The 24,761-nt window shown below is 67.9% G+C and carries 37 protein-coding genes; all 37 read left to right on the top strand.

The features are described 5' to 3' along the window. Window positions 1-5: 5 nt before the first annotated feature. A complete protein-coding gene (locus ACFVTF_RS33290) occupies window positions 6-695 on the top strand; it encodes a glycosyltransferase family 2 protein (RefSeq protein WP_063348961.1) in 690 nt (229 codons plus the stop codon). Then, window positions 692-1,069, top strand: coding sequence for a DUF2304 domain-containing protein (locus ACFVTF_RS33285; RefSeq protein WP_063348962.1), 378 nt, complete (start codon window positions 692-694; stop codon window positions 1,067-1,069). The genes ACFVTF_RS33290 and ACFVTF_RS33285 overlap by 4 nt, the downstream gene beginning before the upstream one ends. A 438-nt stretch (window positions 1,070-1,507) precedes the next feature. Further along, the gene (locus tag ACFVTF_RS33280) at window positions 1,508-2,401 is read left to right on the top strand and encodes a glycosyltransferase (RefSeq protein WP_350877102.1); all 894 of its coding nucleotides are present in this window, start codon (window positions 1,508-1,510) and stop codon (window positions 2,399-2,401) included. Window positions 2,402-2,733: 332 nt separating this feature from the next. Then, on the top strand, window positions 2,734-4,554 hold the full coding sequence (locus ACFVTF_RS33275; protein WP_371518422.1) for a hypothetical protein: 1,821 nt from the start codon (window positions 2,734-2,736) through the stop codon (window positions 4,552-4,554). Window positions 4,555-4,973: 419 nt separating this feature from the next. Then, complete coding sequence (gene rpsJ, locus ACFVTF_RS33270; RefSeq protein WP_012785157.1) at window positions 4,974-5,282, top strand: 30S ribosomal protein S10; 309 nt, start codon at window positions 4,974-4,976, stop codon at window positions 5,280-5,282. A 14-nt stretch (window positions 5,283-5,296) separates the two neighbouring features. Then, entirely contained in the window at window positions 5,297-5,944 is a 648-nt protein-coding gene (gene rplC / locus ACFVTF_RS33265; RefSeq protein ID WP_327677876.1) for a 50S ribosomal protein L3, read from the top strand. Window positions 5,945-5,948: 4 nt separating this feature from the next. Beyond that, the gene (gene rplD, locus ACFVTF_RS33260) at window positions 5,949-6,626 is read left to right on the top strand and encodes a 50S ribosomal protein L4 (protein ID WP_350877106.1); all 678 of its coding nucleotides are present in this window, start codon (window positions 5,949-5,951) and stop codon (window positions 6,624-6,626) included. Then, window positions 6,626-6,946, top strand: a complete 321-nt coding sequence (gene rplW, locus ACFVTF_RS33255) for a 50S ribosomal protein L23 (protein WP_063348967.1) — start codon at window positions 6,626-6,628, stop codon at window positions 6,944-6,946. Before rplD ends, rplW begins: the two co-directional genes overlap by 1 nt. Window positions 6,947-6,989: 43 nt before the next feature. Continuing rightward, the gene (gene rplB, locus ACFVTF_RS33250) at window positions 6,990-7,826 is read left to right on the top strand and encodes a 50S ribosomal protein L2 (RefSeq protein WP_063348968.1); all 837 of its coding nucleotides are present in this window, start codon (window positions 6,990-6,992) and stop codon (window positions 7,824-7,826) included. A gap of 11 nt (window positions 7,827-7,837) precedes the next feature. Further along, the gene (gene rpsS, locus ACFVTF_RS33245) at window positions 7,838-8,119 is read left to right on the top strand and encodes a 30S ribosomal protein S19 (protein ID WP_030055821.1); all 282 of its coding nucleotides are present in this window, start codon (window positions 7,838-7,840) and stop codon (window positions 8,117-8,119) included. 50 nt (window positions 8,120-8,169) lie between these two features. Next, on the top strand, window positions 8,170-8,517 hold the full coding sequence (rplV, locus tag ACFVTF_RS33240) for a 50S ribosomal protein L22 (protein ID WP_030055822.1): 348 nt from the start codon (window positions 8,170-8,172) through the stop codon (window positions 8,515-8,517). Then, window positions 8,517-9,341: a 30S ribosomal protein S3 gene (gene rpsC, locus ACFVTF_RS33235; protein WP_063348969.1), complete on the top strand. Its 825-nt coding sequence runs from the start codon at window positions 8,517-8,519 to the stop codon at window positions 9,339-9,341. The genes rplV and rpsC overlap by 1 nt, the downstream gene beginning before the upstream one ends. A 5-nt stretch (window positions 9,342-9,346) precedes the next feature. After that, a complete protein-coding gene (gene rplP / locus ACFVTF_RS33230) occupies window positions 9,347-9,766 on the top strand; it encodes a 50S ribosomal protein L16 (protein ID WP_030055824.1) in 420 nt (139 codons plus the stop codon). Next, a complete protein-coding gene (rpmC, locus tag ACFVTF_RS33225) occupies window positions 9,766-9,990 on the top strand; it encodes a 50S ribosomal protein L29 (RefSeq protein WP_063348970.1) in 225 nt (74 codons plus the stop codon). Before rplP ends, rpmC begins: the two co-directional genes overlap by 1 nt. Then, a complete protein-coding gene (rpsQ, locus tag ACFVTF_RS33220; protein ID WP_030055826.1) occupies window positions 9,990-10,262 on the top strand; it encodes a 30S ribosomal protein S17 in 273 nt (90 codons plus the stop codon). Before rpmC ends, rpsQ begins: the two co-directional genes overlap by 1 nt. Window positions 10,263-10,364: 102 nt before the next feature. Next, window positions 10,365-10,736, top strand: coding sequence for a 50S ribosomal protein L14 (gene rplN, locus ACFVTF_RS33215; protein ID WP_030393301.1), 372 nt, complete (start codon window positions 10,365-10,367; stop codon window positions 10,734-10,736). A gap of 15 nt (window positions 10,737-10,751) precedes the next feature. Beyond that, complete coding sequence (gene rplX / locus ACFVTF_RS33210; RefSeq protein ID WP_030055828.1) at window positions 10,752-11,063, top strand: 50S ribosomal protein L24; 312 nt, start codon at window positions 10,752-10,754, stop codon at window positions 11,061-11,063. Beyond that, window positions 11,063-11,632 (top strand): 50S ribosomal protein L5, encoded by a 570-nt coding sequence (gene rplE / locus ACFVTF_RS33205; protein ID WP_030393302.1) that lies wholly within the window; start codon window positions 11,063-11,065, stop codon window positions 11,630-11,632. The genes rplX and rplE overlap by 1 nt, the downstream gene beginning before the upstream one ends. 4 nt (window positions 11,633-11,636) lie before the next feature. Then, window positions 11,637-11,822, top strand: coding sequence for a type Z 30S ribosomal protein S14 (locus tag ACFVTF_RS33200; protein ID WP_030055830.1), 186 nt, complete (start codon window positions 11,637-11,639; stop codon window positions 11,820-11,822). A 269-nt stretch (window positions 11,823-12,091) separates the two neighbouring features. After that, complete coding sequence (gene rpsH, locus ACFVTF_RS33195) at window positions 12,092-12,499, top strand: 30S ribosomal protein S8 (protein WP_030055831.1); 408 nt, start codon at window positions 12,092-12,094, stop codon at window positions 12,497-12,499. Between the two features lie 22 nt (window positions 12,500-12,521). Further along, on the top strand, window positions 12,522-13,061 hold the full coding sequence (gene rplF / locus ACFVTF_RS33190; protein ID WP_030055832.1) for a 50S ribosomal protein L6: 540 nt from the start codon (window positions 12,522-12,524) through the stop codon (window positions 13,059-13,061). 3 nt (window positions 13,062-13,064) lie between these two features. Beyond that, complete coding sequence (gene rplR, locus ACFVTF_RS33185) at window positions 13,065-13,448, top strand: 50S ribosomal protein L18 (RefSeq protein ID WP_030280785.1); 384 nt, start codon at window positions 13,065-13,067, stop codon at window positions 13,446-13,448. A 48-nt stretch (window positions 13,449-13,496) separates the two neighbouring features. After that, window positions 13,497-14,120, top strand: a complete 624-nt coding sequence (rpsE, locus tag ACFVTF_RS33180) for a 30S ribosomal protein S5 (protein ID WP_030055834.1) — start codon at window positions 13,497-13,499, stop codon at window positions 14,118-14,120. Continuing rightward, window positions 14,120-14,302, top strand: coding sequence for a 50S ribosomal protein L30 (gene rpmD, locus ACFVTF_RS33175; protein WP_030055835.1), 183 nt, complete (start codon window positions 14,120-14,122; stop codon window positions 14,300-14,302). Before rpsE ends, rpmD begins: the two co-directional genes overlap by 1 nt. A gap of 2 nt (window positions 14,303-14,304) precedes the next feature. Continuing rightward, window positions 14,305-14,757, top strand: a complete 453-nt coding sequence (rplO, locus tag ACFVTF_RS33170) for a 50S ribosomal protein L15 (protein ID WP_255752515.1) — start codon at window positions 14,305-14,307, stop codon at window positions 14,755-14,757. 323 nt (window positions 14,758-15,080) lie between these two features. Beyond that, complete coding sequence (gene secY, locus ACFVTF_RS33165) at window positions 15,081-16,391, top strand: preprotein translocase subunit SecY (RefSeq protein WP_350877114.1); 1,311 nt, start codon at window positions 15,081-15,083, stop codon at window positions 16,389-16,391. Then, entirely contained in the window at window positions 16,391-17,044 is a 654-nt protein-coding gene (locus ACFVTF_RS33160; protein ID WP_350877116.1) for an adenylate kinase, read from the top strand. The genes secY and ACFVTF_RS33160 overlap by 1 nt, the downstream gene beginning before the upstream one ends. Before the next feature lie 108 nt (window positions 17,045-17,152). Then, the gene (map, locus tag ACFVTF_RS33155; RefSeq protein ID WP_363580117.1) at window positions 17,153-17,992 is read left to right on the top strand and encodes a type I methionyl aminopeptidase; all 840 of its coding nucleotides are present in this window, start codon (window positions 17,153-17,155) and stop codon (window positions 17,990-17,992) included. A 152-nt stretch (window positions 17,993-18,144) separates the two neighbouring features. Beyond that, window positions 18,145-18,570: a large conductance mechanosensitive channel protein MscL gene (gene mscL, locus ACFVTF_RS33150; RefSeq protein WP_371518423.1), complete on the top strand. Its 426-nt coding sequence runs from the start codon at window positions 18,145-18,147 to the stop codon at window positions 18,568-18,570. 205 nt (window positions 18,571-18,775) lie between these two features. Further along, window positions 18,776-18,997, top strand: coding sequence for a translation initiation factor IF-1 (infA, locus tag ACFVTF_RS33145; RefSeq protein WP_014047798.1), 222 nt, complete (start codon window positions 18,776-18,778; stop codon window positions 18,995-18,997). Window positions 18,998-19,029: 32 nt separating this feature from the next. After that, window positions 19,030-19,143 carry a 50S ribosomal protein L36 gene (gene rpmJ, locus ACFVTF_RS33140; RefSeq protein ID WP_003956441.1) on the top strand — a complete coding sequence of 38 codons (114 nt, stop codon included), beginning with the start codon at window positions 19,030-19,032 and terminating at the stop codon, window positions 19,141-19,143. 178 nt (window positions 19,144-19,321) lie between these two features. Then, complete coding sequence (rpsM, locus tag ACFVTF_RS33135; protein ID WP_030232510.1) at window positions 19,322-19,702, top strand: 30S ribosomal protein S13; 381 nt, start codon at window positions 19,322-19,324, stop codon at window positions 19,700-19,702. A 72-nt stretch (window positions 19,703-19,774) separates the two neighbouring features. After that, window positions 19,775-20,182: a 30S ribosomal protein S11 gene (gene rpsK / locus ACFVTF_RS33130; RefSeq protein ID WP_030232513.1), complete on the top strand. Its 408-nt coding sequence runs from the start codon at window positions 19,775-19,777 to the stop codon at window positions 20,180-20,182. A 146-nt stretch (window positions 20,183-20,328) separates the two neighbouring features. Further along, window positions 20,329-21,351, top strand: a complete 1,023-nt coding sequence (locus tag ACFVTF_RS33125; RefSeq protein WP_030232516.1) for a DNA-directed RNA polymerase subunit alpha — start codon at window positions 20,329-20,331, stop codon at window positions 21,349-21,351. Between the two features lie 126 nt (window positions 21,352-21,477). Then, complete coding sequence (gene rplQ, locus ACFVTF_RS33120) at window positions 21,478-21,954, top strand: 50S ribosomal protein L17 (RefSeq protein ID WP_387817802.1); 477 nt, start codon at window positions 21,478-21,480, stop codon at window positions 21,952-21,954. A gap of 76 nt (window positions 21,955-22,030) precedes the next feature. Continuing rightward, window positions 22,031-22,942 (top strand): tRNA pseudouridine(38-40) synthase TruA, encoded by a 912-nt coding sequence (gene truA, locus ACFVTF_RS33115; protein WP_387817800.1) that lies wholly within the window; start codon window positions 22,031-22,033, stop codon window positions 22,940-22,942. Window positions 22,943-22,983: 41 nt separating this feature from the next. After that, window positions 22,984-24,642: an ATP-binding cassette domain-containing protein gene (locus ACFVTF_RS33110; RefSeq protein WP_363617995.1), complete on the top strand. Its 1,659-nt coding sequence runs from the start codon at window positions 22,984-22,986 to the stop codon at window positions 24,640-24,642. Window positions 24,643-24,761: the final 119 nt, after the last annotated feature.

Below are 24,761 nucleotides of genomic sequence, written 5' to 3'. Positions count from 1 at the left end.
CCCCTGTGTCCGACTATGACAACGTCTGGCTGGTGATCCCGGCCTACAACGAAGGCCAGGTGATCGCCGAGGTCGTGGAGGGGGCACGCAAGACCTTCCCCAACATCGTGGTGATCGACGACGGCTGCACCGACGACACGGCGAAGCACGTCATGACGACCGGCGCCCACCTGGTGCGGCACCCGGTCAACCTGGGCCAGGGCGCAGCGCTGCAGACCGGCCTGAAGTACGCGCTGGAGCAGGAGGGCGCCGAGTACTTCGCCACCTTCGACGCGGACGGCCAGCACCAGACCGCCGACGTGGAGAAGATGGTGGCGCTGCTGCGCCAGGACGAGGCCGACATCGTCCTCGGCTCCCGCTTCATCGAGCAGACCGGCCAGGTGCCGTGGATCAAGCGGGTCGTGCTCCGCACCGCCGCCGCGGTCAGCCCGACCGCCCGCAAGCTCAAGCTCACCGACGCGCACAACGGTCTGCGCGTGATGAACCGGGAGGCGGCCAGCCGCATCCGGATCACCATGAACGGCATGGCCCACGCTTCGGAGATCGTCTCCTTCCTCGCCGGCTCGGACCTCCGGGTTGCAGAGGTGCCGGTGGACATCCTCTACACCGACTACTCGCGCGCCAAGGGCCAGTCCCTGATCAACGGCGTGAACATCCTCTTCGACATCTCGCTGCGGGAGCGTAACCGCCGATGAATCACCTCTGGATCCAGCTGATCCTCGTCCTGGCCGCCGTGGGCATGGCCCTCCTGTTCGTCCGGCGCTGGGACGCCGCGAACACCCGGGCGTGGAAGCGCATCGCCTTCTCGCTCTTCGTCGTCGCCAACGTCATCGCGATCCTGTGGCCGGCGGGCGTGACCAAGCTGGCCACCGCGCTGGGCGTCGGCCGTGGCACGGACCTGGTGCTCTACCTGATGGTCATCGCCATGGGCTTCCTGACGCTCAACACCTACCTGCGCTTCCGGTCGCTGGAGAAGAAGCTCACCGACCTGGCCCGTACGGTCGCCATCACCGAGGGCGTCCGTCACAACAACGACCGCCTCGACGCTCCGGTCGGCTCCGACCACTGATCGCGCTCCACGCGACAGGGCACGAGGCCTGAGGGCCGGCACCCCCGACGGGGTGCCGGCCCTCAGCCGTGCGTGCGGGTCGGCGCGCCGCCGGAGAGGCCGGTGAGCGGTCCCTCCGACCGTCGGCCACCGCGTCGAACGGTGACGCCCGTTCATCCGTTGTCACAGAAGGGGCACCGATGTGTGCCGCCTTTTTGGGCTCCGGAAAATCCGGGCATTACCGAGTTCATTCATCCCCCGGCCGCCCGGTGGACGCATTTCTTTGTGCCGGATTTTCCGATTGGCGGCCTCTGAGCACCCGGTTTCCGCCCCCCGGCGCCGGTGTGGGCCGACCGGCTGACGCACGGGCCCGGCAAAGCTGGTTGACTTGGGGCGCCCCGCTGGCCGCGGCCGGGCGGCACCGAAGCGTGATCCAGGACCAGGAGGTGCGGCGCTGTCATGAGCGTCGATTTCGTCATCCCGTACTACGGCGATCCGGAGTACCTGTTCGCCACCATCGACAGCATCCGGGCCCAGCACCAGCAGGACTGGCGGCTGACCGTCGTGGACGACCAGTACCCGGGCTTCCGGGCGCCCCAGTACATCGAGAGCCTGAACGACGAGCGGATCCGGTACATCCGCAACGCGGAGCGGCTGGGCCCCAACGGCAACACCTACAAGGCCTCCACCCTGGCCGAGCGCGAGTTCGTCTCGATGATGGGCGCCGACGACCTGCTGGAGCCCGACTACCTGGACGTCGTCCTGGAGCGCCTGCGGGCCGACCCGAACGCGATCGCGGTCCAGCCGGGCGTGCGGGTGATGGACAGCGACGGGACCCTGGTGCCCTCGCTCGGCATCGGCGACAAGGTCAAGCGCCGGATCAGCGCGCCGGCCCGCAAGGCCGGGGTGATCAGCGGCGAGGCCGCGGTGAAGAGCCTGCTGTCCGGCAACTGGCTGTACACGCCGTCGCTCACCTACCGCCAGTCCGCGCTGTCGAAGATCCCGTACCGCCCCGACATCGACGCCATCCACGACCTGGCGTTCATGGTCGACATGCTGATGGAGGGCGGCAACCTGCTGGTCGACGAGCGGGAGGTGTTCCGCTACCGGCGCCACCAGGCCAGCGACTCCTCGAACCGGGTCAAGGACGGCAAGCGCTTCGACGAGGAGCTGCGGTACTACTCGCTGATCTCCAAGGAGCTGCGCGCCAAGGGCTGGAACAACGCCGCGCGCTCGGCCGACCTGCACCTGTCGTCCCGCCTGCACGCCCTGATGGTCGCCGCCGGCCGGCTCGGCGCGGGTGACTTCTCCCACGCCGGCGCCATGGTCGGCCGCGCGGTCCGCAGCAGCTGACCGGAGCGTGTCCGAGGGCGGTGCCGGCAGCCGGCCGGACGCCCCCGGGTCACGGCGCCCCGAGGCGCCCGGCCGAATTCGACGGGGCGGGAGTAAGCGCTTCGGCCGGCCGCTGGGCTCTAGATGGGTGAGGGGGTGCTCATGGGGAGCACCGACGACCGACCGGGCGGATCCTGCTCAACCACCACGCCCAAGCCCCGACACGGCCGGAACGGGGTCCTTGCCCGAAGCCTCGGCTTCTGGTAAGCGCCCTATGATGGCCGCTGATCGCCGGTCCACTGAGCCATTCTTCGCCACTCATCGGACGTGGCCACTGCACGGAAGTGACTGACATGACTGATCTGGCCACCAGCCCGGTCGGCGGCTCCAGCAAGGAGTCGCTCGAACCGGAGGGCGCGATCGCGCCCCGCCCCGGACGGCTCGACGGCCTGCTGGAGCGTCCCTGGGCAGTCCGCTCGGCCGAGGCCCTGGTCTCGATCGTGGCGGCGCTCGGCTTCGCGCTGCTCTGCACCCGCATCGACGTCAACCCGCTGAACCGGGTGGGCCAGGTCAGCGGTCTGGCCATGCTCCAGAAGTACGCCGCCATCGTGGGCCTGCCCATCCTGGCGGTGCTGCTGTACGCCGCCTACCGGGGCAGCCTGGCCCGGTACCAGCTGGCCCAGCGCCTGGTCTGCGCGGCCGTCGCCGGTCTGGCCACCGGCGCGGTCGCGGGCGGGATCGCGGTCGCGCTGAACGGCACCCAGTGGGGCCTCGGCGGTCAGGAGGGCGACCCGGGCAACCTCATGGGCATGGCCAACGACATGCTGCGCGGCAAGGGCCTGCCCGGTGTCTACCCGCCCGGCTTCCCGGCGCTGCTGGCGGTCTGGTCGAAGCTGTTCTACGGCGGCGTCGGCGGCGTCGGCTACGCCATGAAGGACGTCCAGCTGATCTGCAGCGCGCTGGTCGGCCCGATGGCGTACCTCTCCTGGCGACTGATGCTGCGGCCGGTCTGGGCGCTGCTGATCGCCGTCCCGTCGGCGATCCTCTTCCTCGACCCGATCCGGCCGTACAGCCACGTCACGATGCTGGTCATGGTGCCGATGCTGGCCGCCGCCCTGCGGGAGCTCCGCCGGTCGCACGAGCTGTCGGCCCGGTCCACGGTGCTGCGCGGTCTCGGCTTCGGCGTCTCGTTCGGCCTGATGTTCCTCTGGTACTCGGGCTGGTTCGTCTGGGCCGCGCCCGGCGTCCTCGTCCTGGCGCTGTTCGTCGTCCCGTGGCGCCAGGGCGCCGCCCGGGTCAAGCGGGTGCTGCTGTTCCTCGGCGTGACGCTGGTGAGCGCCGGCGTGGTCGGCTCGCCGCTGCTGTACGAGCTGGTGCGGCTGGGCGCCCAGGCCAAGGACCGGTACGCGTACCTCTCGGTGTACATCGACCCGGCGTACATCATGGGCTGGGCCTCGGACCGCAACGGCGACCTGAACTACCACGACTTCCCGTTGCGCGGTGAGCTCGCCGGGCAGAGCGCCTACACCCTGCTGCTGCTCGCCGGGGTCGCGCTGGCGCTGGGCCTCGGGCTGCGCAGCATCACCGTCCGGACCGTGACGGCCACCCTGGTCAGCGCCTGGCTGCTGCGCTTCTGGTTCGCCTCCCAGATGGCCCAGACGAAGTCCATCCAGCTGTACCCGCGGACGACCTGGATCATCCTCTACGCGTTGATGATCCTCGCGGTGCTCGGCCTGATGTTCCTCGTCCAGCGGGGCGCGGGCTGGCTGCGCACGGTGCAGCGGGTCGGCACCGACGGGCGGCCGGCGCCGCTGACCCTGCGGCCCGCGGTCACCGGCCGGCTGGTCGCCGGCGCGGTCTGCGCGGTGGCGCTGTTCGCCACCATGGCGGCCTCCTGGTCGGCGGACCGCTACATGCCGACCACCAAGCCCGAGTTCGTGCCGGTCGCCGGGGCCAAGGGCATCGACATGGGTGCGGACGCCTGGCGCGCGCACATCCTGGTGAACCGCGACGGCAAGTGCCCGAAGTACGACCCGGCCGGGCCGACCGACTGCGCGCCGGTGAACAAGGAGCTCAAGGAGTACAACAACGAGCCCGACAAGGGTCAGCTGTGGTGCGCCAACGTCACCGGTGACGAGTGGGCGCTGACCTGCGGGAGCAAGCGACCCTGGTGACGCGGGTCCGCGGCGGTGAGCGCCGCGGCTGAGGACGGTCACCCGATCGGGGCCGGTGAGGGCGACCTCACCGGCCCCGATTGGCATCCGGGCTGCTCCATGTGGCAGTATGTCCAAGTTGCTCGGTTGAGTTGCCGATGCTGCGCGCCTCCCGCCGGGAGGACTGGAAGCGAGTCCCAGGTACTCGTCGTTCCCGTGATGGCCGTTAAGCGTGAAGTCGACGCCACGGCAGCTGCGGGGCGAAAGTACGGGAATCTTCCGGGAAGCGTATGCGGGGCCTCGACCCGGCCCCCCACCCCGAAATTTTGAAACCGACGAGTTGTTCGCCGGTTTTTTACAAGCGCGAGAGCGACACGCCCGAGCGCGGGGGTCGGAGGGTGGTCGTGCAGTGACTAAGGACAAAGGACTACTGAGTAGCCATGGCGGGACAGAAGATCCGCATCCGGCTCAAGGCCTACGACCACGAGGTCATCGATTCCTCGGCGAAGAAGATCGTCGAGACGGTGATCCGTACTGGTGCGCAGGTCGCAGGCCCGGTGCCGCTGCCCACTGAGAAGAACGTGTACTGCGTCATCCGCTCGCCGCACAAGTACAAGGACTCGCGCGAGCACTTCGAGATGCGTACTCACAAGCGTCTGATCGACATCCTCGACCCCACGCCGAAGACGGTTGACTCGCTCATGCGTCTCGACCTGCCGGCTGGCGTCGACATCGAGATCAAGCTCTGAGAGGCGCACCGAAGATGGCTAAGCAGATTAAGGGCATCCTGGGCGAGAAGCTCGGCATGACCCAGGTCTGGGACGAGAACAACCGGATCGTTCCGGTGACCGTCGTCAAGGCTGGGCCCAATGTCGTGACCCAGGTCCACACCGCTGACAGTCCGGCCGGCTACGACGCCGTCCAGATCGGCTTCGGCGAGATCGACCCCCGCAAGGTGAACAAGCCCCTCGCGGGCCACTTCGCCAAGGCCGGTGTCACCCCGCGCCGCCACCTGGTCGAGCTCCGTACCACGGACGCGTCCGAGTACACCCTCGGCCAGGAGATCACCGCGGAGCTGTTCGAGGCGGGTGTCAAGGTCGACGTGACCGGCACCTCCAAGGGCAAGGGCTTCGCCGGTGTCATGAAGCGCCACAACTTCCGGGGCCTCGGCGCCGGTCACGGTGTGCAGCGCAAGCACCGCTCGCCCGGCTCGATCGGTGGCTGCGCCACCCCGGGTCGCGTGTTCAAGGGCGTGAGGATGGCCGGCCGGATGGGCCACGAGCGTGTGACCACCCAGAACCTGACCATCCATGCCGTTGACGCGGAGAAGGGGCTGCTCCTGATCAAGGGCGCAATCCCGGGCCCGAACGGCGGCCTCGTCCTCGTCCGCACTGCGGCGAAGGGGCTGTGAGGATATGAGCACCATTGACATCCTGTCGCCCTCGGGCGACAAGACCGGCAGCCTCGAGCTGCCGGCCGAGATCTTCGACGCGAAGGTCAGCGTTCCGCTGATGCACCAGGTCGTCGTGGCGCAGCTCGCTGCGGCCCGTCAGGGCACCCACAAGACCAAGACTCGCGCCGAGGTCCGCGGTGGCGGCAAGAAGCCGTACCGCCAGAAGGGCACCGGCCGCGCCCGTCAGGGCTCGACCCGCGCCCCGCAGTTCGCCGGCGGTGGCGTCGTGCACGGTCCCGTGCCGCGCGATTACTCGCAGCGGACCCCGAAGAAGATGATCGCCGCCGCCCTGCGCGGTGCGCTCACCGACCGGGCCCGCCACAACCGCATCCACGTCGTCACCGACGTGATCGCGGCCGAGGCGCCGTCGACCAAGGCCGCCAAGGGTCTGTTCGGCAAGATCACCGAGCGCAAGAACATCCTCCTCGTCGTCGAGCGTGCCGACGAGCTGGGTCTGAAGAGCGCCCGCAACCTGCCGCACGTGCACATCCTGGACGCCGGTCAGCTGAACACCTACGACGTGCTCGTCTCCGACGATGTGGTCTTCACCCAGGCCGCCTTCGAGCGTTTCGTGGCGGGTCCCGCCGCGTCCGCCAAGGCCGTGGCTGCTGAGGGCGAGCTCGAAGGGAGCGCCGCCTGATGGCTGCAGAGATCACGAGCAAGACGTTCACGGACCCCCGTGACGTCCTGGTGAAGCCGGTCATCTCGGAGAAGAGCTACTCGCTCCTCGACGAGAACAAGTACACGTTCGTCGTGTCGCCCGGTGCCAACAAGACCCAGATCAAGCAGGCCGTCGAGGCGGTCTTCTCGGTCAAGGTCGAGTCCGTCAACACGCTCAACCGTCAGGGCAAGCGCAAGCGCTCCAAGACGGGCTTTGGCAAGCGCAAGGACACCAAGCGCGCCATCGTGACGCTGGCTGAGGGCAACCGCATCGACATCTTCGGTGGTCCGGTCTCCTAACGGAGATCGTGATCGTCGATAAGGACGAGGACGAGAGAGCCAAATGGGCATCCGCAAGTACAAGCCGACTACGCCGGGCCGTCGTGGCTCCAGCGTGGCCGACTTCGTAGAGATCACGCGGTCCACGCCGGAGAAGTCGCTGGTTCGCCCCCTGCACAGCAAGGGCGGCCGTAACAACGCCGGTCGGATCACCGTTCGCCACCAGGGTGGCGGTCACAAGCGCGCCTACCGCGTGATCGACTTCCGTCGTCACGACAAGGACGGCGTGCCGGCCAAGGTCGCGCACATCGAGTACGACCCGAACCGCACCGCGCGCATCGCGCTCCTGCACTACGCGGACGGCGAGAAGCGCTACATCATCGCGCCGCGCGGTATCGCGCAGGGTGACCGGATCGAGAACGGCGCTGGCGCCGACATCAAGCCGGGCAACAACCTGCCGCTTCGCAACATCCCGGTCGGTACCACCATCCACGCGGTGGAGCTGCGTCCCGGTGGCGGTGCCAAGATGGCCCGCTCCGCCGGTGCCGGCATCCAGCTGCTGGCGCGTGAGGGCAAGATGGCGCACCTGCGCATGCCCTCCGGTGAGATCCGCCTGGTGGACGCGCGCTGCCGCGCCACCGTCGGTGAGGTCGGCAACGCCGAGCAGTCGAACATCAACTGGGGCAAGGCCGGCCGTATGCGCTGGAAGGGCGTTCGCCCGACCGTGCGTGGTGTCGCCATGAACCCGATCGACCACCCGCACGGTGGTGGTGAGGGTAAGACCTCTGGTGGCCGCCACCCGGTCTCGCCGTGGGGCCAGAAGGAGGGTCGCACTCGTAGCCCGAAGAAGGCTTCGAACGCCCTCATCGTGCGCCGCCGCAAGACCAACAAGAAGCGCTAGGAGCAGGTCAGATGCCGCGCAGTCTCAAGAAGGGCCCCTTCATCGACGGCCACCTTCTCAAGAAGGTGGACGCGCAGAACGAGGCGGGTACCCAGAACGTCATCAAGACCTGGTCCCGTCGCTCCGTGATCTTCCCGGCCATGCTCGGCCACACGATCGCGGTGCACGATGGCCGTAAGCACGTCCCGGTGTTCGTCACCGAGTCGATGGTCGGCCACAAGCTCGGCGAGTTCGCGCCGACGCGTACCTTCCGCGGTCACGTCAAGGACGACCGCAAGTCGAAGCGTCGCTAGTCGCCAGCGAGATTACCGACTCAATGACTTACACCAGCAAGGGGACAACCATGGAAGCCAGGGCCCAGGCGCGGTACATCCGCGTCACGCCCATGAAGGCCCGCCGCGTGGTGGACCTCATCCGTGGCCTGCCGGCCACGGAGGCCCAGGCCGTCCTGCGTTTCGCTCCGCAGGCCGCCACCGTGCCCGTCGGCAAGGTGCTCGACAGCGCCATTGCCAACGCCGCGCACAACTACAACCACTCCAACGTGGACGACCTCGTCATCAGCGAGGCGTACGTTGACGAGGGCCCGACCCTGAAGCGGTTCCGTCCGCGTGCGCAGGGTCGTGCCTACCGGATCCGCAAGCGGACCAGCCACATCACCGTGGTCGTCAGCAGCAAGGAAGGGACCCGGTAATGGGCCAGAAGGTTAACCCGCACGGGTTCCGCCTCGGCATCAGCACGGACTTCAAGTCCCGCTGGTACGCCGACAAGCTGTACAAGGACTACGTCAAGGAAGACGTTGCCATTCGTCGCATGATGACGAAGGGCATGGAGCGCGCCGGCATCTCCAAGGTCGAGATCGAGCGCACCCGCGACCGCGTCCGCGTCGACATCCACACCGCTCGCCCCGGCATCGTCATCGGCCGCCGTGGCACCGAGGCCGACCGCATCCGCGGCGACCTCGAGAAGCTGACCGGCAAGCAGGTCCAGCTGAACATCCTCGAGGTCAAGAACCCCGAGCTGGACGCCCAGCTCGTGGCTCAGGGCGTCGCGGAGCAGCTGTCCTCCCGCGTCTCCTTCCGCCGTGCCATGCGCAAGTCGATGCAGGGCACCATGAAGTCCGGCGCCAAGGGCATCAAGGTCCAGTGCTCCGGTCGTCTCGGTGGCGCCGAGATGAGCCGTTCGGAGTTCTACCGCGAGGGCCGTGTGCCGCTGCACACCCTGCGCGCGAACGTCGACTACGGCTTCTTCGAGGCCAAGACGACCTTCGGCCGTATCGGCGTGAAGGTCTGGATCTACAAGGGCGACGTCAAGAACATCGCCGAGGTCCGCGCTGAGAACGCCGCTGCCCGCTCGGGCAACCGCCCGGCCCGTCCCGAGGGTGGTCGTCCCGCCCGCGGTGGCGAGCGCCGTGGTGGCGAGCGCGGTGGCCGCGGCCGTCGCCCCGCTGCGTCCGAGGCCCCCGCGGCCGCGGCCGCCGAGGCTCCGGCTGCCGAGAACACCGGAACGGAGGCCTGACTCCAATGCTGATCCCCCGTCGGGTCAAGCACCGCAAGCAGCACCACCCCAAGCGCCGTGGCGCTGCCAAGGGTGGCACCGAGCTCGCCTTCGGCGAGTACGGCATCCAGGCCGTCACCCCGGCCTACGTGACGAACCGGCAGATCGAGTCCGCTCGTATCGCCGTCACCCGTCACATCAAGCGTGGCGGCAAGGTCTGGATCAACATCTACCCGGACCGTCCGCTCACCAAGAAGCCGGCCGAGACCCGCATGGGTTCCGGTAAGGGTTCGCCCGAGTGGTGGATCGCGAACGTGCACCCGGGTCGGGTCATGTTCGAGCTGTCGTACCCCAACGAGAAGGTGGCTCGTGAGGCGCTGACCCGCGCTGCTCACAAGCTCCCGATGAAGTGCCGGATCATCCGGCGCGAGGCAGGTGAGAGCTGATGTCGGCCGGCACCAAGGCTGCTGACCTCCGCGAGCTGGACAACGAGGGTCTCGTTGCCAAGCTCCGTGAGGCCAAGGAGGAGCTGTTCAACCTCCGCTTCCAGGCGGCGACCGGGCAGCTCGACAACCACGGACGGCTCAAGCTCGTCCGTAAGGACATCGCGCGGATCTACACCCTGATGCGCGAGCGCGAGCTGGGCATCGAGACGGTGGAGAACGCCTGATGACTGAGAACACCAACGAGACGCGCGGTTTCCGCAAGACCCGTGAGGGTCTCGTCGTCAGCGACAAGATGGACAAGACCGTCGTCGTCGCCGTCGAGGACCGCGTCAAGCACGCTCTGTACGGCAAGGTCATCCGCCGTACGAACAAGCTGAAGGCGCACGACGAGGCGAACGCCTGCGGCATCGGCGACCGGGTCCTCCTGGCGGAGACCCGCCCGCTGTCCGCGACGAAGCGCTGGCGCGTCGTCGAGATCCTCGAGAAGGCCAAGTAACGAAGTTGATGCGGTACGGCCGTATGTGCACCAGGTCCCTCGTGGGCGCTGGTGTGAGCAGCGGCCGGCCCGTCAGCTCTCGTTGACGATCAGGAGAAAGCTGTGATCCAGCAGGAGTCGCGACTGCGTGTCGCCGACAACACGGGCGCGAAGGAAATCCTTTGCATCCGCGTTCTCGGTGGCTCCGGTCGTCGCTACGCCGGCATCGGGGACGTCATCGTCGCGACCGTCAAGGACGCGATCCCCGGCGGTTCGGTGAAGAAGGGTGACGTCGTCAAGTGCGTCGTCGTCCGTACCGTGAAGTCGCGTCGTCGCCCGGATGGCTCGTACATCCGCTTCGACGAGAACGCCGCGGTCGTTCTGAAGAACACCGATGGTGACCCCCGTGGTACCCGCATCTTCGGCCCGGTGGGCCGCGAGCTGCGTGACAAGAAGTTCATGAAGATCATCTCGCTTGCGCCGGAGGTGCTCTAACTCATGGCGAACAGCATGAAGATCAAGAAGGGTGACCTGGTTCAGGTCATCACCGGCAAGGACCGCGGCAAGCAGGGCAAGGTCATCCAGGCCATGCCCGCCGAGAACAAGGTCCTGGTCGAGGGTGTGAACCGGGTCAAGAAGCACACCAAGCCGGGCCCGGGCACTCAGGGTGGCATCGTCACCGTCGAGGCCCCGGTGCACGTCTCCAACGTCCAGCTGGTCGTGGAGAAGGACGGCAAGAAGGTCGTCACCCGCGTTGGCTACCGCTTCGATGACGAGGGCAACAAGATCCGCGTTGCCAAGCGAACCGGTGAGGACATCTGATGTCTGAGACGACTGTTGAGAAGGTGACCCCCCGTCTCAAGGAGCGTTACAACTCCGAGATCAAGGGTCAGCTGCAGGAGCAGTTCTCGTACGAGAACGTCATGCTGACGCCCGGCCTGGTCAAGGTCGTCGTCAACATGGGTGTCGGCGAGGCCGCCCGTGACAGCAAGCTGATCGAGGGCGCGATCCGCGACCTCACCGCCATCACCGGTCAGAAGCCGGCGGTGACGAAGGCTCGCAAGTCCATCGCGCAGTTCAAGCTGCGTGAGGGCCAGCCGATCGGCACCCACGTCACCCTCCGTGGTGACCGCATGTGGGAGTTCCTGGACCGTCTGGTGTCGCTGGCCCTGCCGCGTATCCGTGACTTCCGTGGCCTCTCCCCGAAGCAGTTCGACGGCCGTGGCAACTACACCTTCGGTCTGACCGAGCAGGTCATGTTCCACGAGATCGACCAGGACAAGGTCGACCGTCAGCGCGGTATGGACATCACCGTCGTGACCACCGCCCAGACCGACGACGAGGGCCGGGCGCTCCTGCGCGCTCTGGGCTTCCCGTTCAAGGAGGCGTAACCACATGGCGAAGAAGTCCCTCATCGCGAAGTCCGAGCGCAAGCCGAAGTTCGGCGTCCGGGCCTACACCCGGTGCCAGCGCTGCGGCCGTCCGCACTCGGTGTACCGCAAGTTCGGCCTCTGCCGTGTCTGCCTTCGTGAGATGGCGCACCGCGGCGAGCTGCCGGGCGTGACCAAGAGCTCCTGGTAACCAGGACCTCGCGGTAACGCCATAGCGAAGCAGGTGTGCCCGACCCCACAGAGCCCCTTTTTTGGGGCTGCGTACGGAATCCCGTAGGGTAGTGAGGTCGGGCCCCCTGTCGCGGTGGCTCCATAGCTGCCGTCGACCCTCTTCGGAGGGCTCGCACCCAGTCTTACGACGCCGCAGGTCCCCTGCGTCTGTGCCCCCGCCGCACTCCTCGGAGTGCGGCGGGGGGACCTGGCGCGGAGAAACCACGGCGAGAGAGGCCTGAGGCCATCATGACCATGACCGACCCCATCGCAGACATGCTCACGCGTCTGCGTAACGCTAACTCGGCGTACCACGACTCCGTGGCGATGCCGGCCAGCAAGATCAAGGCGCACGTCGCCGAGATCCTGCAGCAGGAGGGGTACATCTCCTCCTACAAGGTTGAGGAGCCCGTTGAGGGCGAGGTCGGCAAGAAGCTGACCATCGAGCTCAAGTTCGGTCCCAACCGTGAGCGCTCGATCGCTGGCATCAAGCGGATCAGCAAGCCGGGCCTGCGGGTCTACGCAAAGTCCACCAACCTGCCGAAGGTGCTCGGCGGCCTGGGCGTGGCGATCATCTCCACGTCCTCGGGTCTCCTCACCGACAAGCAGGCCGCCAAGAAGGGCGTAGGCGGAGAAGTTCTCGCCTACGTCTGGTAATTCGGGAAACGGAGGTACAGCAATGTCGCGCATTGGACGGCTGCCCATCCAGGTCCCCGCTGGCGTGGACGTCACCATCGATGGCCAGGCGGTCTCGGTGAAGGGCCCCAAGGGCTCCCTCACCCACGTTGTCGCCGCGCCGATCGAGATCGGTAAGGGCGAGGACGGCACGCTGCTCGTCACCCGCCCCAACGACGAGCGTCTGTCGAAGGCCCTGCACGGCCTTTCCCGCACGCTGGTGGCGAACATGATCACCGGCGTGACCGCGGGCTACCGCAAGTCGCTGGAGATCAGCGGTGTCGGCTACCGAGTTCTGGCGAAGGGCTCCGACATGGAGTTCCAGCTGGGCTACAGCCACCCGATTCTGGTCGAGGCCCCCGAGGGCATTTCCTTCGTCGTCGAGTCGGCCACCAAGTTCCACGTGGACGGCATCGACAAGCAGAAGGTCGGCGAGGTCGCCGCGAAGATCCGCAAGCTGCGCAAGCCCGACCCGTACAAGGCCAAGGGCGTCAAGTACGCGGGCGAGGTCATCCGCCGCAAGGTCGGAAAGAGTGGTAAGTAAGCGATGAGCGTCTCTGTCAAGATCGGCAAGGGCAACGCCTACAAGAGCGCCGCTCGCAAGCGCCGCGCGATCCGCGTTCGCAAGCGCGTCGTCGGCACCGAGGTGCGTCCGCGCCTCGTCGTGACGCGCTCGAACCGTCACATGGTCGCCCAGGTCATCGACGACGCCAAGGGTCACACCCTGGCGTCGGCGTCCACCCTCGACGTGTCCATCAAGGGCGCCGAGGGCGACAAGACCGAGCTGGCCAAGAAGGTCGGGAGCCTGGTCGCCGAGCGCGCCAAGGCTGCCGGCATCGAGTCGGTCGTCTTCGACCGCGCGGGCAACCGGTACGCCGGCCGCATCGCCGCCCTGGCGGACGCGGCTCGCGAGGCCGGGCTCGACTTCTAAGCCGCTCGTCGACTCAGTCGACGGACGTAATCGAGAGAGGTAATTCCAATGGCTGGACCCCAGCGCCGCGGTAGCGGCGCCGGCGGTGGCACCGGCGGTGGCGAGCGGCGCGACCGTAAGCGTGACGACCGGGGCAACGCCCCCGCCGTCGAGAAGACCGCTTACGTCGAGCGCGTTGTCGCGATCAACCGTGTCGCCAAGGTTGTCAAGGGTGGTCGTCGTTTCAGCTTCACCGCGCTGGTCGTGGTGGGCGACGGTGACGGCACCGTGGGTGTCGGTTACGGGAAGGCGAAGGAGGTTCCGGCCGCCATCGCCAAGGGTGTTGAGGAGGCCAAGAAGAACTTCTTCAAGGTCCCCCGTATCCAGGGCACCATCCCGCACCCGATCCAGGGTGAGAAGGCCGCCGGCGTCGTGCTCCTGAAGCCCGCCGCCCCCGGTACCGGTGTTATCGCCGGTGGTCCGGTGCGCGCCGTCCTGGAGTGCGCCGGCATTCACGACATCCTGTCGAAGTCGCTCGGCTCGGACAACGCGATCAACATCGTGCACGCCACCGTGGCTGCTCTGAAGGGCCTCGTGCGCCCCGAGGAGATCGCCGCTCGTCGTGGCCTGCCGCTGGAGGACGTGGCCCCCGCCGCTCTGCTGCGGGCGCGTGCTGCAGGGGTGAGCGCCTGATGGCTCGCCTGAAGATCACGCAGACCAAGTCGTACATCGGCAGCAAGCAGAATCACCGTGACACCCTGCGTTCGCTTGGTCTCAAGCGCATGCACGACGTCGTGGTGAAGGAGGACCGTCCCGAGATCCGCGGGATGGCCCACACGGTCCGTCACCTGGTGACGGTTGAGGAGGTGGACTGATCATGGGCGACAACCCGATCAAGATCCACAACCTGCGTCCCGCCCCGGGTGCCAAGACCGACAAGATCCGCGTGGGTCGTGGTGAGGGCTCCAAGGGTAAGACCGCCGGTCGTGGTACCAAGGGCACCAAGGCCCGCTACCAGGTTCCGCAGCGCTTCGAGGGTGGCCAGATGCCGCTCCACATGCGCCTGCCGAAGCTGAAGGGCTTCAAGAACCCGTTCAAGATCACGTTCCAGGTCGTCAACCTCGACAAGCTGGCCGAGCTCTACCCGCAGGGTGGAGAGGTCACCGTCGAGGACCTGGTCGCCAAGGGCGCGGTTCGTAAGAACTCCCTCGTCAAGGTGCTCGGCACCGGCGAGATCTCGGTTGCGCTGCAGGTGACGGTCGACGCCGTCTCCGGCTCCGCCGCCGAGAAGATCACCGCCGCCGGCGGTACCGTCACCGAGCTCGTCTGAGCCCGCTGACTTCCGTGCGAGCCCCGCACCTCCTTCGGGAGGTGCGGGGCTCGCACGTTTTCCGGGCACCGCGTTTTCCGGGCATTCCGTTGACGTGCCCTCGTTCTTTTGTGTGGCAAACCCGGGCATCCCGTACCCCGTGAGTGGGGGAGGGGCGGTACGCGCTTCTTCCGAGTGGCTGCGCACTGTTAGAGTCCGTGGAGTTCCCTTGTAGGCTGCGCGTAGGCTCGCCTGTGCCGTCTGTACGGGAGCCCGTACCGCCAAAAACTCCCATTCAGGACCGACCCTCCCGCCGACGACGCGCGGGAGGCGCAGGAGGCACCGTGCTCAGTGCGTTCGCGCGGGCGTTCCAGACGCCCGACCTGCGCAAGAAGCTGCTGTTCACGCTGGGCATCATGGTGCTGTTCCGCCTGGGCTCGCACATTCCGATCCCCGGCGTGAGCTTCACGGCCGTGAACGAGTGTGTGAAGGACACCAAGAACAACGGCCTCTTCGGGCTGGTCAACCTGTTCAGTGGTGGCGCGCTCCTCCAGCTGACGATCTTCGCGCTCGGCATCATGCCGTACATCACCGCGAGCATCATCCTCCAGCTCCTCACGGTCGTGATCCCGCGACTGGAAGCGCTGAAGAAGGAGGGCCAGGCCGGCCAGACGAAGATCACCCAGTACACCCGCTACCTGACCATCGCGCTCGCCGTGCTCCAGGGCACCGGCATCGTGGCGACGGCCTCCAGCGGCGCGCTGTTCTCCGGCTGCCCGGTGGGCAACCAGATCGTCCCGGACACGAGCGTGTTCCGGATCGCCGTCATGGTGATCACGATGACCGCCGGCACCACGGTGATCATGTGGCTGGGCGAGCTGATCACGGACCGCGGCATCGGCAACGGCATGTCGCTGCTGATCTTCACCTCGATCGCCGCGCAGTTCCCGTCCTCGATGTGGGCGATCAAGGGCTCCGGCACCATCGGTGGCGGCTGGGTCGAGTTCCTGTCCGTGGTCGCGGTCGGCATCATCGTTGTGATGCTGGTCATCTTCGTCGAGCAGGCCCAGCGCCGGATCCCGGTGCAGTACGCGAAGCGGATGATCGGCCGGCGGGCGTTCGGCGGCACGTCGACCTACATCCCGCTCAAGGTGAACCAGGCCGGTGTCATCCCGGTCATCTTCGCCTCGTCGCTGCTGTACATCCCGGCCCTGGTGGTCCAGCTGACCGGTAGCCAGTCGGGCTGGGCGGTGTGGATCACCCAGCACTTCGTCAAGGGCGACCACCCGATCTACATGGCGACCTACTTCCTGCTGATCGTCTTCTTCGCCTTCTTCTACGTCGCCATCTCCTTCAACCCCGAAGAAGTTGCCGACAATATGAAGAAGTATGGTGGCTTCATCCCGGGCATCCGGGCCGGCCGACCGACGGCCGAGTACCTGAACTACGTGCTGACCCGAATCACGTGGCCGGGTTCGCTCTACCTGGGCCTGATCGCGTTGATCCCGATGATCGCCCTGGTCGCCTTCGGACAGCAGACCAACTTCCCGTTCGGCGGCACCAGCGTGCTCATCGTCGTCGGCGTCGGACTCGAAACTGTGAAGCAGATCGAGAGCCAGCTCCAGCAGCGCAATTACGAAGGGTTCCTCCGCTGATGCGTATCGTCCTCGTTGGTCCTCCCGGGGCCGGGAAGGGTACTCAGGCGCACCTGCTCGCCAAGACCCTGTCCATTCCCCACATCTCCACCGGCGACCTGTTCCGCGCCAACATCGGTCAGGGCACCCCGCTGGGGCTCGAGGCCAAGAGCTACATGGACGCGGGTCGCCTGGTGCCGGATGAGGTCACCATCGGGATGGCCAAGGACCGCATGCTCCAGGAGGACGCCGCGGGCGGCTTCCTGCTCGACGGCTTCCCCCGCAACCTCGGCCAGGCCAAGGCGCTCGACGAGTTCCTCGCCGAGCAGGGGATCAAGCTGGACGGCGTGCTGGACCTGGAGGTCCCCGAGGACGAGGTGGTCCGCCGGATCGCCGGCCGCCGCCTGTGCCGCAACGACGGGGGCCACGTCTTCCACGTGGACTACAACCCGCCGAAGGCCGAGGGCGTCTGCGACGAGTGCGGCGGCGAGCTGTACCAGCGCTCGGACGACACCGAGGACAAGGTGCGCACCCGGCTGGAGGTCTACCACACGGAGACCGAGCCGATCATCGACTACTACGCCCAGCAGGGCCTGGTGGCGACCATCTCGGCCCTCGGCAAGGTGGACGAGGTCACCCGCCGCGCGATCGAGGCGCTGAAGCAGGACAACTGAGTTTCCCGGCGACGCCGTACGGCCGCGCTCCCCGATCCCGGGCGGCGCGGCCGTACGGCGTCGTACGGTGGTAGGCAGTGGCAAACAGAACGTGGAAGGCGTGACCAGATGGTGGAGATCAAGACCCCCGAGCAGATCGCGAAGATGCGAGCGGCCGGGCTGGTCGTCGCCGAGGCGCTGAAGGCCTGCCGGGAGGCGGTCGCCCCGGGGGTGACCACCCAGGAGCTCAACGACATCGCGGACAAGGTCATCACCGACCACGGTGCGACCTCCAACTTCCGTGCCGACCACGGCGGCCTGTGGTTCCCCGGCGTGATCTGCGCCTCGGTGAACAACGAGGTCGTGCACGGCATCCCCGGTGACCGGGTGCTCCAGGAGGGCGACGTCATCTCGATCGACTGCGGCGCCATCCTGGACGGTTGGCACGGCGACTCGGCGATCACCGTGGCGGTCGGCGAGGTCCGCCCCGAGGTCGAGATGCTGAGCCGGGTGACCGAGGGCTCGATGTGGGCCGGCATCGCCCAGATGAAGAAGAACAACCGCCTGGTCGACGTCTCCAAGGCGATCGAGGGCTTCATCCGCCGCCAGCCGCTGCCCCCCAAGGGCAAGTGGGGCATCACCGAGGGCTACGGCGGCCACGGCATCGGCACCGCGATGCACATGGAGCCGCATGTCCTGAACTACGTCGAGCGCGGCCGCGGCAAGGGCCCGAAGCTGATCCCCGGCACCGTGCTGGCGATCGAGCCGATGGTCTCGCTGGGCACCCCGCACACCGCCGTGCTGGAGGACGACTGGACGGTCGTCACCAACGACGGCACCTGGGCCTCGCACTGGGAGCACTCGGTGGCCGTCACCGAGCAGGGCCCGCTGGTCCTGACGGCCTTCGACGGCGGCAAGGCGGAGCTCGCGAAGCTGGGCATCACCGCTGCCCCGGACCCGCTCGGCTAGTCGCGTGACGGTCGGCCGAGCGGCCAACTGCCGCTGCTGACAAGGGATCAGGGCCCTGGGGGTTTGGACCTCCAGGGCTTTTGTCCTATTTTTATCGGCTGGCAGGGGCTTCAGCAGCGGCTTCAGCAGCTTCGATCGATCGGGAGAGTGCAGTGCTCAAGGGATTCCGCGACTTCATGATGCGCGGCAACGTCGTCGACATGGCGGTCGGTGTCGTCATCGGCGCCGCGTTCACCGGGGTGGTGACCGGCTTCGTGTCGGCCTTCCTCACCCCGCTGGTCGGCGTGGTGGTCGGCGCGGCCGGCGACTTCAGCTCGTACAAGGCGACGGTGGCCGGGGTCACCTTCCCGTACGGCCAGTTCCTCAACGTGCTGATCGCCTTCGTGATGACCGCGGCGGTGCTGTACTTCTGCGTCGTGCTGCCGGTCACCAAGGCGACCGCGCGGTACCTGCCGAAGAAGACGAAGACCCCCAAGCGGCCCTGCCCCGAGTGCCTGACCGAGATCCCCGAGGCCGCCCGCCGCTGCGCGGCCTGCACCGCCCACGTCGAGCCGCTGACCGTCACCGCCGGGTTCTGACCCGTCGGGACCAGCGGGGACGCCACGGTGGCTGCCTTCGGGGGACCTCGTTTTGGCCCACCGGACGCGCTGGCGTAGGATGGACCGTCGGCTCACTCGTAGCGTGCTTCAGCACGCCCTCTTCCCTTCGGGGGCGGGGTGAACCCAGGTTCGCACGAGCGTGCCGCATACGGTAGCCGGTCCCGGAAGGTGGATCTCGCAGTTCATGGCTAAGAAGCAAGGCGCCATTGAGATCGAGGGCACCGTGATCGAGTCTCTTCCGAACGCGATGTTCAGGGTCGAGCTGCAGAACGGTCACAAGGTCCTCGCGCACATCAGTGGCAAGATGCGCATGCACTACATCCGCATCCTGCCGGACGACCGGGTCGTCGTGGAGCTCAGCCCCTACGACCTCACGCGCGGGCGGATCGTCTACCGCTACAAGTAAGAACGTCAGATCTAGACCCGGAGAACCTGAACATGAAGGTCAAGCCGAGCGTCAAGAAGATCTGCGACAAGTGCAAGGTGATCCGCCGCCACGGCCGGGTCATGGTGATCTGCGACAACCTGCGCCACAAGCAGCGCCAGGGCTGATCTCTCCCCAGCATTTCTCGTAGTACTTCGCGCGACGCGAAAACGTCATAAGCGGGCTACCCGATCCGTCCCCACGAAGGGACGGACTGCCACCCCCGGTCAGAGGCCGGGGCTCCATCGTCGAGAGGCGAAGGAGTAGGTAGCACGCAAGACCTCTGAAAAAGCACAGGAGCCTTGAATGGCACGCCTCGCCGGCGTTGATCTCCCCCGTGAGAAGCGGATCGAGATCGCCCTTACCTACGTGTACGGCATCGGCCGTACCCGCGCCCAGCAGACCCTGGCCGAGACCGGTGTCAACCCGGATGTCCGCGTTCGCGACATCTCCGAGGAAGACCTCGTGAAGCTGGGCCAGTACATCGACGCCAACTACACGGTCGAGGGTGACCTCCGCCGTGAGGTGGCCGCCGACATCCGCCGCAAGGTCGAGATCGGCTGCTACGAGGGTCTGCGTCACCGCCGCGGCCTGCCGGTCCGCGGTCAGCGCACCCACACCAACGCGCGTACCCGCAAGGGCCCGCGTCGCGCGATCGCCGGCAAGAAGAAGCCGGGCAAGAAGTAGTCCGTCCCGTAACCGGACATCCCTCCGGCCCGCGGGTCAGCGGACCGACCACCTCAGTAGGAGAACAGACTTATGCCCCCCAAGGGTCGTCAGGCTGCCGGCGCGAAGAAGATCCGCCGCAAGGAAAAGAAGAACGTCGCTCACGGCCACGCGCACATCAAGAGCACGTTCAACAACACCATCGTTTCGATCACCGACCCCGCGGGCAACGTGATCTCCTGGGCCTCCGCCGGTCACGTCGGCTTCAAGGGCTCGCGCAAGTCCACCCCGTTCGCCGCGCAGATGGCCGCCGAGGCCGCTGCCCGTCGCGCGCAGGAGCACGGCATGCGCAAGGTTGACGTCTTCGTCAAGGGTCCGGGCTCCGGCCGCGAGACCGCGATCCGCTCGCTCCAGGCCACCGGCCTGGAGGTCGGCTCGATCCAGGACGTCACCCCCACCCCGCACAACGGCTGCCGTCCGCCGAAGCGCCGCCGCGTCTGACGCAGCGCCTTCGGGCTCGCAGTACCTGCTTTGAACCTTCGTACGGGGTCCCACGCGGTGATTCGTCGCCGCTTGCGGGACCCCGTACGCTTGGTCCTGTCGGCATCAAATAGTGGGTGCCGAAGACAACTGGAGGAATACCCCCCATGCTTATCGCTCAGCGCCCCTCGCTGACCGAAGAGGTCGTCGACGAGTTCCGCTCGCGGTTCGTGATCGAGCCGCTGGAGCCGGGCTTCGGCTACACCCTCGGCAACTCCCTGCGCCGCACGCTCCTGTCGTCGATCCCGGGTGCCGCTGTCACCAGCATCCGCGTCGACGGCGTCCTGCACGAGTTCACCACCGTGCCGGGCGTCAAGGAGGACGTGACCGACCTCATCCTCAACATCAAGCAGCTGGTCGTCTCCTCGGAGCACGACGAGCCGGTCGTGATGTACCTGCGCAAGCAGGGCCCGGGTGTCGTCACCGCCGCCGACATCGCCCCGCCGGCGGGTGTCGAGGTGCACAACCCGGAGCTGGTCCTCGCCACGCTGAACGGCAAGGGCAAGCTGGAGATGGAGCTGACCGTCGAGCGCGGTCGCGGCTACGTCTCCGCCGTCCAGAACAAGGCCTCCGGCCAGGAGATCGGCCGCATCCCGGTCGACTCGATCTACAGCCCCGTGCTGAAGGTCACCTACAAGGTCGAGGCCACCCGTGTCGAGCAGCGGACCGACTTCGACAAGCTGATCGTCGACGTCGAGACCAAGCCCGCCATGCGCCCGCGTGACGCCATGGCCTCGGCCGGCAAGACCCTGGTGGAGCTGTTCGGTCTCGCCCGCGAGCTGAACATCGACGCCGAGGGCATCGACATGGGCCCGTCCCCGACGGACGCCGCCCTGGCCGCCGACCTGGCGCTGCCGATCGAGGAGCTGGAGCTCACGGTCCGCTCCTACAACTGCCTCAAGCGCGAGGGCATCCACACCGTGGGTGAGCTCGTCGCCCGCTCCGAGGCCGACCTGCTCGACATCCGCAACTTCGGTGCGAAGTCGATCGACGAGGTCAAGGCGAAGCTGGCCGGCATGGGCCTGGCCCTCAAGGACAGCCCGCCCGGGTTCGACCCGACCGCCGCCGCCGACGCCTTCGGCGCCGACGACCTGGACGACGCGGGTTACGCCGAGACCGAGCAGTACTAAGAGATTTGGCCGCGGGGGCGGTTCCACCGAACCGCCCCCGTCGTCGTGAAAGTCGTCCGGGCAACAGTGCCCGGACGCCCGCTGCGGTACCTGATACGGCCGTAGTCGGAGATTCAAGGAGTCACCATGCCGCGTCCCACCAAGGGTGCCCGCCTCGGCGGCGGCCCGCACCACGAGCCGCTGCTGCTCGCCGGTCTGTGCCGGGAGCTGTTCCAGTACGGCCGCATCACCACGACCGAGGCCAAGGCCCGTCGGATGCGCCCGCTGGCGGAGAAGCTGATCACCAAGGCGAAGAAGGGCGACATCCACAACCGTCGCCTGGTGCGCAAGACGATCACCGACATCGCCGTGCTGCACACCCTCTTCACCGAGATCGCGCCGCGCTACGAGAACCGCCCGGGTGGTTACACCCGTATCACCAAGATCGGTCCCCGTCGTGGCGACAACGCCCCGATGGCCGTGATCGAGCTGGTCGAGGCGCTGACCGTCGCGCAGACCGCCGTCGGCGAGGCCGAGGGCGCCACCAAGCGCGCCGTCAAGGAGGCCGAGGCCAAGGTCGAGGCTCCGGCCGACGCCAAGGTCGACGAGGCCGAGCAGGCCTGACACCGCTAGGTGTGGTCGCGGGCCCGCTCTCCCATCCGTGGGGGAGCGGGCCCGTTCCTTCTGTCTGGAGTGGATTGTGGTCAACGATTGCGCCGAGCAGCCGCCGGTGAAGGACGGCCCGGCCGACGGGTGCGTCCGGGTCCGGCTCGATCTCGCCTACCAGGGCGCCGAGTTCTCCGGCTGGGCCCGCCAGCGTGGCGGCCGTCGGACGGTCCAGGAGGAGATCGAGAGCGCGCTGCAGATCGTCACCCGCAGCCCCGAGCTGTTCCCGCTGACCGTGGCCGGGCGCACCGACGCCGGGGTGCACGCCCGCGGCCAGGTCGCGCACGTCGACCTGCCGGCCGAGCTGTGGGAGGCGCACCGCGAGAAGCTGCTGCGCCGGCTGGCCGGCCGGCTGCCCGGGGACATCCGGATCTACCGGGTCGGCGAGGCGCCGGCCGGGTTCGACGCCCGCTTCTCGGCGATCTGGCGCCGCTACGCCTACCGGGTCGCCGACCACCCCGGCGGGGTCGACCCGCTGCTGCGCGGGCACGTGCTCTGGCACGACCGCCCGCTGGACGTCGACCGGATGAACGAGGCCGCGAAGCTGCTGCTCGGCGAGCACGACTTCGCCGCGTACTGCAAGAAGCGCGAGGGCGCCACCACCATCCGTACCCTGCTGGAACTGCACTGGGACCGCGTCCCGGTGGACTCCTACGCCGCCCAGGAGGGCTCGCTGGCGGTCGCCACCGTCCGCGCCGACGCGTTCTGCCACAACATGGTCCGGGCGCTGGTCGGGGCGATGCTGCTGGTCGGCGACGGGCACCGGCCGGTGGAGTTCCCCGGCGAGGTGCTGGCCGGCGGGGTCCGCAACTCGGCCGTCAACGTGATCCGGCCGTACGGGCTCACGCTCGAGGAAGTCGGCTACCCGGCGGACGACCAGCTCGCCGAGCGCAACCGCCAGGCCAGGCGGCTGCGCACACTGCCCGGTCAACCGCCCGTCGGGTAATCCGTTTGGGCCGGGCGCGTCGGCTTGGGACAATCGTCCGCATGGGACACGTCGAGATTTCGCACCTTGAGTACTACCTGCCGGACGGGCGGGTGCTGTTCGACGACGCGTCCTTCCGGGTCGGCGAGGGCGCCGCGGTCGCCCTGGTCGGCGCCAACGGGGCCGGCAAGACCACCCTGCTGAGGATGATCGCGGGGGACCTCCAGCCGCACGGCGGCACGGTGACGATCAGCGGCGGGCTCGGCGTGATGCGCCAGTTCGTCGGCACCACCGGCCGCGAGGACGAGCGGGCCACCCCGGGCGCGCTGGCGCCGGACGCCTCCGTCCGCGACCTGCTGGTGTCCGTCGCCCCCGAGCGGATCGCCGTCGCCGCCCGCGCGGTGGACGCCGCCGAGCTGGCGATGATCGCCCAGGACGACGAGAAGACCCAGATGGCCTACGCCCAGGCGCTCTCCGACTGGGCCGACGTCGGCGGCTACGACTACGAGACCGACTGGGACGTCTGCACCATGGCGGCCCTCGGGATGCCCTTCGACAAGGCCCAGTGGCGCGGCCTGAACACCCTCTCGGGCGGCGAGCAGAAGCGGCTCGTCCTGGAGGCGCTGCTGCGCGGCCCCGAAGAGGTGCTGCTGCTCGACGAGCCCGACAACTACCTGGACGTCCCGGGCAAGCGCTGGCTGGAGGAGGCCCTCAAGGCCACCTCGAAGACCGTCCTGTTCATCTCGCACGACCGCGAGCTGCTCTCCGAGGCCGCCGACAAGATCATCGCCGTCGAGTCCGGCGCGGCCGGGAGCAGCGTCTGGGTGCACGGCGGCGGCTTCGACAGCTTCCACGAGGCTCGCAAGGACCGCTTCGCGCGCTTCGAGGAGCTGGGCCGGCGCTGGGACGAGGAACACGCCAAGCTCAAGAAGCTGGTCGTCACCCTGCGTCAGGCGGCCTCCGTCAGCCACGCGCTCGCCACCCGCTACGCCGCCGCCCAGACCCGGCTGAAGAAGTTCGAGGAGGCCGGCCGCCCGGAGGAGCCCCCGCGCGAGCAGAGCATCACCATGCGGCTCAAGGGCGGGCGCACCGGCGTGCGCTCCTTCACCGTGGAGCAGCTGGAGCTCACCGGTCTGATGAAGCCCTTCGACCTGGAGGTCTTCTACGGCGAGCGGGTCGCCGTGCTCGGCTCCAACGGCTCCGGCAAGTCGCACTTCCTGCGGCTGCTGGCGGGCGACGAGAGCGTCGCGCACACCGGCACCTGGAAGCTCGGCGCCCGGGTCGTCCCCGGCCACTTCCGGCAGACCCACGCCCACCCGGAGCTGTTCGGCCGGACGGTGCGCTCGATCGTCGAGGAGGAGCACGCGCTCAGCCGCAGCGCCGCGATGGGCGCGCTGCGCCGCTACGAGCTGGACCGCCAGGAGGAGCAGAAGTTCGAGTCGCTGTCCGGCGGGCAGCAGGCCCGGCTGATGATCCTCAAGCTCGAACTCTCCGGCGTGACGGCCCTGTTGCTCGACGAGCCGACCGACAACCTGGACCTGGACAGCGCCGAGGCGTTGCAGGCCGGGCTGGAGGCCTTCGACGGCACCGTGCTGTGCGTCACCCACGACCGCTGGTTCGCCAGGACCTTCGACCGCTACCTGGTGTTCGGCGCCGACGGCCGGGTCTACGAGTCGCCCGAGCCGGTCTGGGACGTCAGCCGGGTGGAGCGCGAACGCTGAGTGACGGCGGGGGTGGGGGAAGCCGATTTTTGACCCCCACCCGTGCGCCCGGTAACCTGGACGCTTGATGTGCGTATTGGCTCGCTCTATCTCACGTGAGAGGTCGGTACGCCGGAGAC

It is taken from the genome of Kitasatospora sp. NPDC057940, assembly GCF_042887425.1.
GTDB lineage: Bacteria > Actinomycetota > Actinomycetes > Streptomycetales > Streptomycetaceae > Kitasatospora.
Note: the sequence above shows the minus strand (reverse complement) of the source record. Positions and strands in the feature narration are given on the sequence as shown.

Bases quoted from the DNA above. Each gene is read 5' to 3' on its own strand.
- rpsC (WP_063348969.1), top strand. From the start codon at position 8,517: ATGGGCCAGAAGGTTAACCCGCACGGGTTCCGCCTCGGCATCAGCACG.
- rpsJ (WP_012785157.1), top strand. From the start codon at position 4,974: ATGGCGGGACAGAAGATCCGCATCCGGCTCAAGGCCTACGACCACGAG.
- rplO (WP_255752515.1), top strand. From the start codon at position 14,305: ATGGGCGACAACCCGATCAAGATCCACAACCTGCGTCCCGCCCCGGGT.
- rplQ (WP_387817802.1), top strand. From the start codon at position 21,478: ATGCCGCGTCCCACCAAGGGTGCCCGCCTCGGCGGCGGCCCGCACCAC.
- infA (WP_014047798.1), top strand. From the start codon at position 18,776: ATGGCTAAGAAGCAAGGCGCCATTGAGATCGAGGGCACCGTGATCGAG.
- rplR (WP_030280785.1), top strand. From the start codon at position 13,065: ATGAGCGTCTCTGTCAAGATCGGCAAGGGCAACGCCTACAAGAGCGCC.
- ACFVTF_RS33275 (WP_371518422.1), top strand. From the start codon at position 2,734: ATGACTGATCTGGCCACCAGCCCGGTCGGCGGCTCCAGCAAGGAGTCG.
- rplC (WP_327677876.1), top strand. From the start codon at position 5,297: ATGGCTAAGCAGATTAAGGGCATCCTGGGCGAGAAGCTCGGCATGACC.
- rpsS (WP_030055821.1), top strand. From the start codon at position 7,838: ATGCCGCGCAGTCTCAAGAAGGGCCCCTTCATCGACGGCCACCTTCTC.
- rplF (WP_030055832.1), top strand. From the start codon at position 12,522: ATGTCGCGCATTGGACGGCTGCCCATCCAGGTCCCCGCTGGCGTGGAC.
- rpsQ (WP_030055826.1), top strand. From the start codon at position 9,990: ATGACTGAGAACACCAACGAGACGCGCGGTTTCCGCAAGACCCGTGAG.
- rplV (WP_030055822.1), top strand. From the start codon at position 8,170: ATGGAAGCCAGGGCCCAGGCGCGGTACATCCGCGTCACGCCCATGAAG.
- rpmC (WP_063348970.1), top strand. From the start codon at position 9,766: ATGTCGGCCGGCACCAAGGCTGCTGACCTCCGCGAGCTGGACAACGAG.
- rplX (WP_030055828.1), top strand. From the start codon at position 10,752: ATGAAGATCAAGAAGGGTGACCTGGTTCAGGTCATCACCGGCAAGGAC.
- rplD (WP_350877106.1), top strand. From the start codon at position 5,949: ATGAGCACCATTGACATCCTGTCGCCCTCGGGCGACAAGACCGGCAGC.
- ACFVTF_RS33125 (WP_030232516.1), top strand. From the start codon at position 20,329: ATGCTTATCGCTCAGCGCCCCTCGCTGACCGAAGAGGTCGTCGACGAG.
- rpsH (WP_030055831.1), top strand. From the start codon at position 12,092: ATGACCATGACCGACCCCATCGCAGACATGCTCACGCGTCTGCGTAAC.
- rplP (WP_030055824.1), top strand. From the start codon at position 9,347: ATGCTGATCCCCCGTCGGGTCAAGCACCGCAAGCAGCACCACCCCAAG.
- rpsK (WP_030232513.1), top strand. From the start codon at position 19,775: ATGCCCCCCAAGGGTCGTCAGGCTGCCGGCGCGAAGAAGATCCGCCGC.
- rplE (WP_030393302.1), top strand. From the start codon at position 11,063: ATGTCTGAGACGACTGTTGAGAAGGTGACCCCCCGTCTCAAGGAGCGT.
- rplB (WP_063348968.1), top strand. From the start codon at position 6,990: ATGGGCATCCGCAAGTACAAGCCGACTACGCCGGGCCGTCGTGGCTCC.
- rpsE (WP_030055834.1), top strand. From the start codon at position 13,497: ATGGCTGGACCCCAGCGCCGCGGTAGCGGCGCCGGCGGTGGCACCGGC.
- rpsM (WP_030232510.1), top strand. From the start codon at position 19,322: ATGGCACGCCTCGCCGGCGTTGATCTCCCCCGTGAGAAGCGGATCGAG.
- ACFVTF_RS33110 (WP_363617995.1), top strand. From the start codon at position 22,984: ATGGGACACGTCGAGATTTCGCACCTTGAGTACTACCTGCCGGACGGG.
- rplW (WP_063348967.1), top strand. From the start codon at position 6,626: ATGGCTGCAGAGATCACGAGCAAGACGTTCACGGACCCCCGTGACGTC.
- ACFVTF_RS33160 (WP_350877116.1), top strand. From the start codon at position 16,391: ATGCGTATCGTCCTCGTTGGTCCTCCCGGGGCCGGGAAGGGTACTCAG.
- rpmD (WP_030055835.1), top strand. From the start codon at position 14,120: ATGGCTCGCCTGAAGATCACGCAGACCAAGTCGTACATCGGCAGCAAG.
- ACFVTF_RS33285 (WP_063348962.1), top strand. From the start codon at position 692: ATGAATCACCTCTGGATCCAGCTGATCCTCGTCCTGGCCGCCGTGGGC.
- map (WP_363580117.1), top strand. From the start codon at position 17,153: ATGGTGGAGATCAAGACCCCCGAGCAGATCGCGAAGATGCGAGCGGCC.
- ACFVTF_RS33200 (WP_030055830.1), top strand. From the start codon at position 11,637: ATGGCGAAGAAGTCCCTCATCGCGAAGTCCGAGCGCAAGCCGAAGTTC.
- rpmJ (WP_003956441.1), top strand. From the start codon at position 19,030: ATGAAGGTCAAGCCGAGCGTCAAGAAGATCTGCGACAAGTGCAAGGTG.
- ACFVTF_RS33280 (WP_350877102.1), top strand. From the start codon at position 1,508: ATGAGCGTCGATTTCGTCATCCCGTACTACGGCGATCCGGAGTACCTG.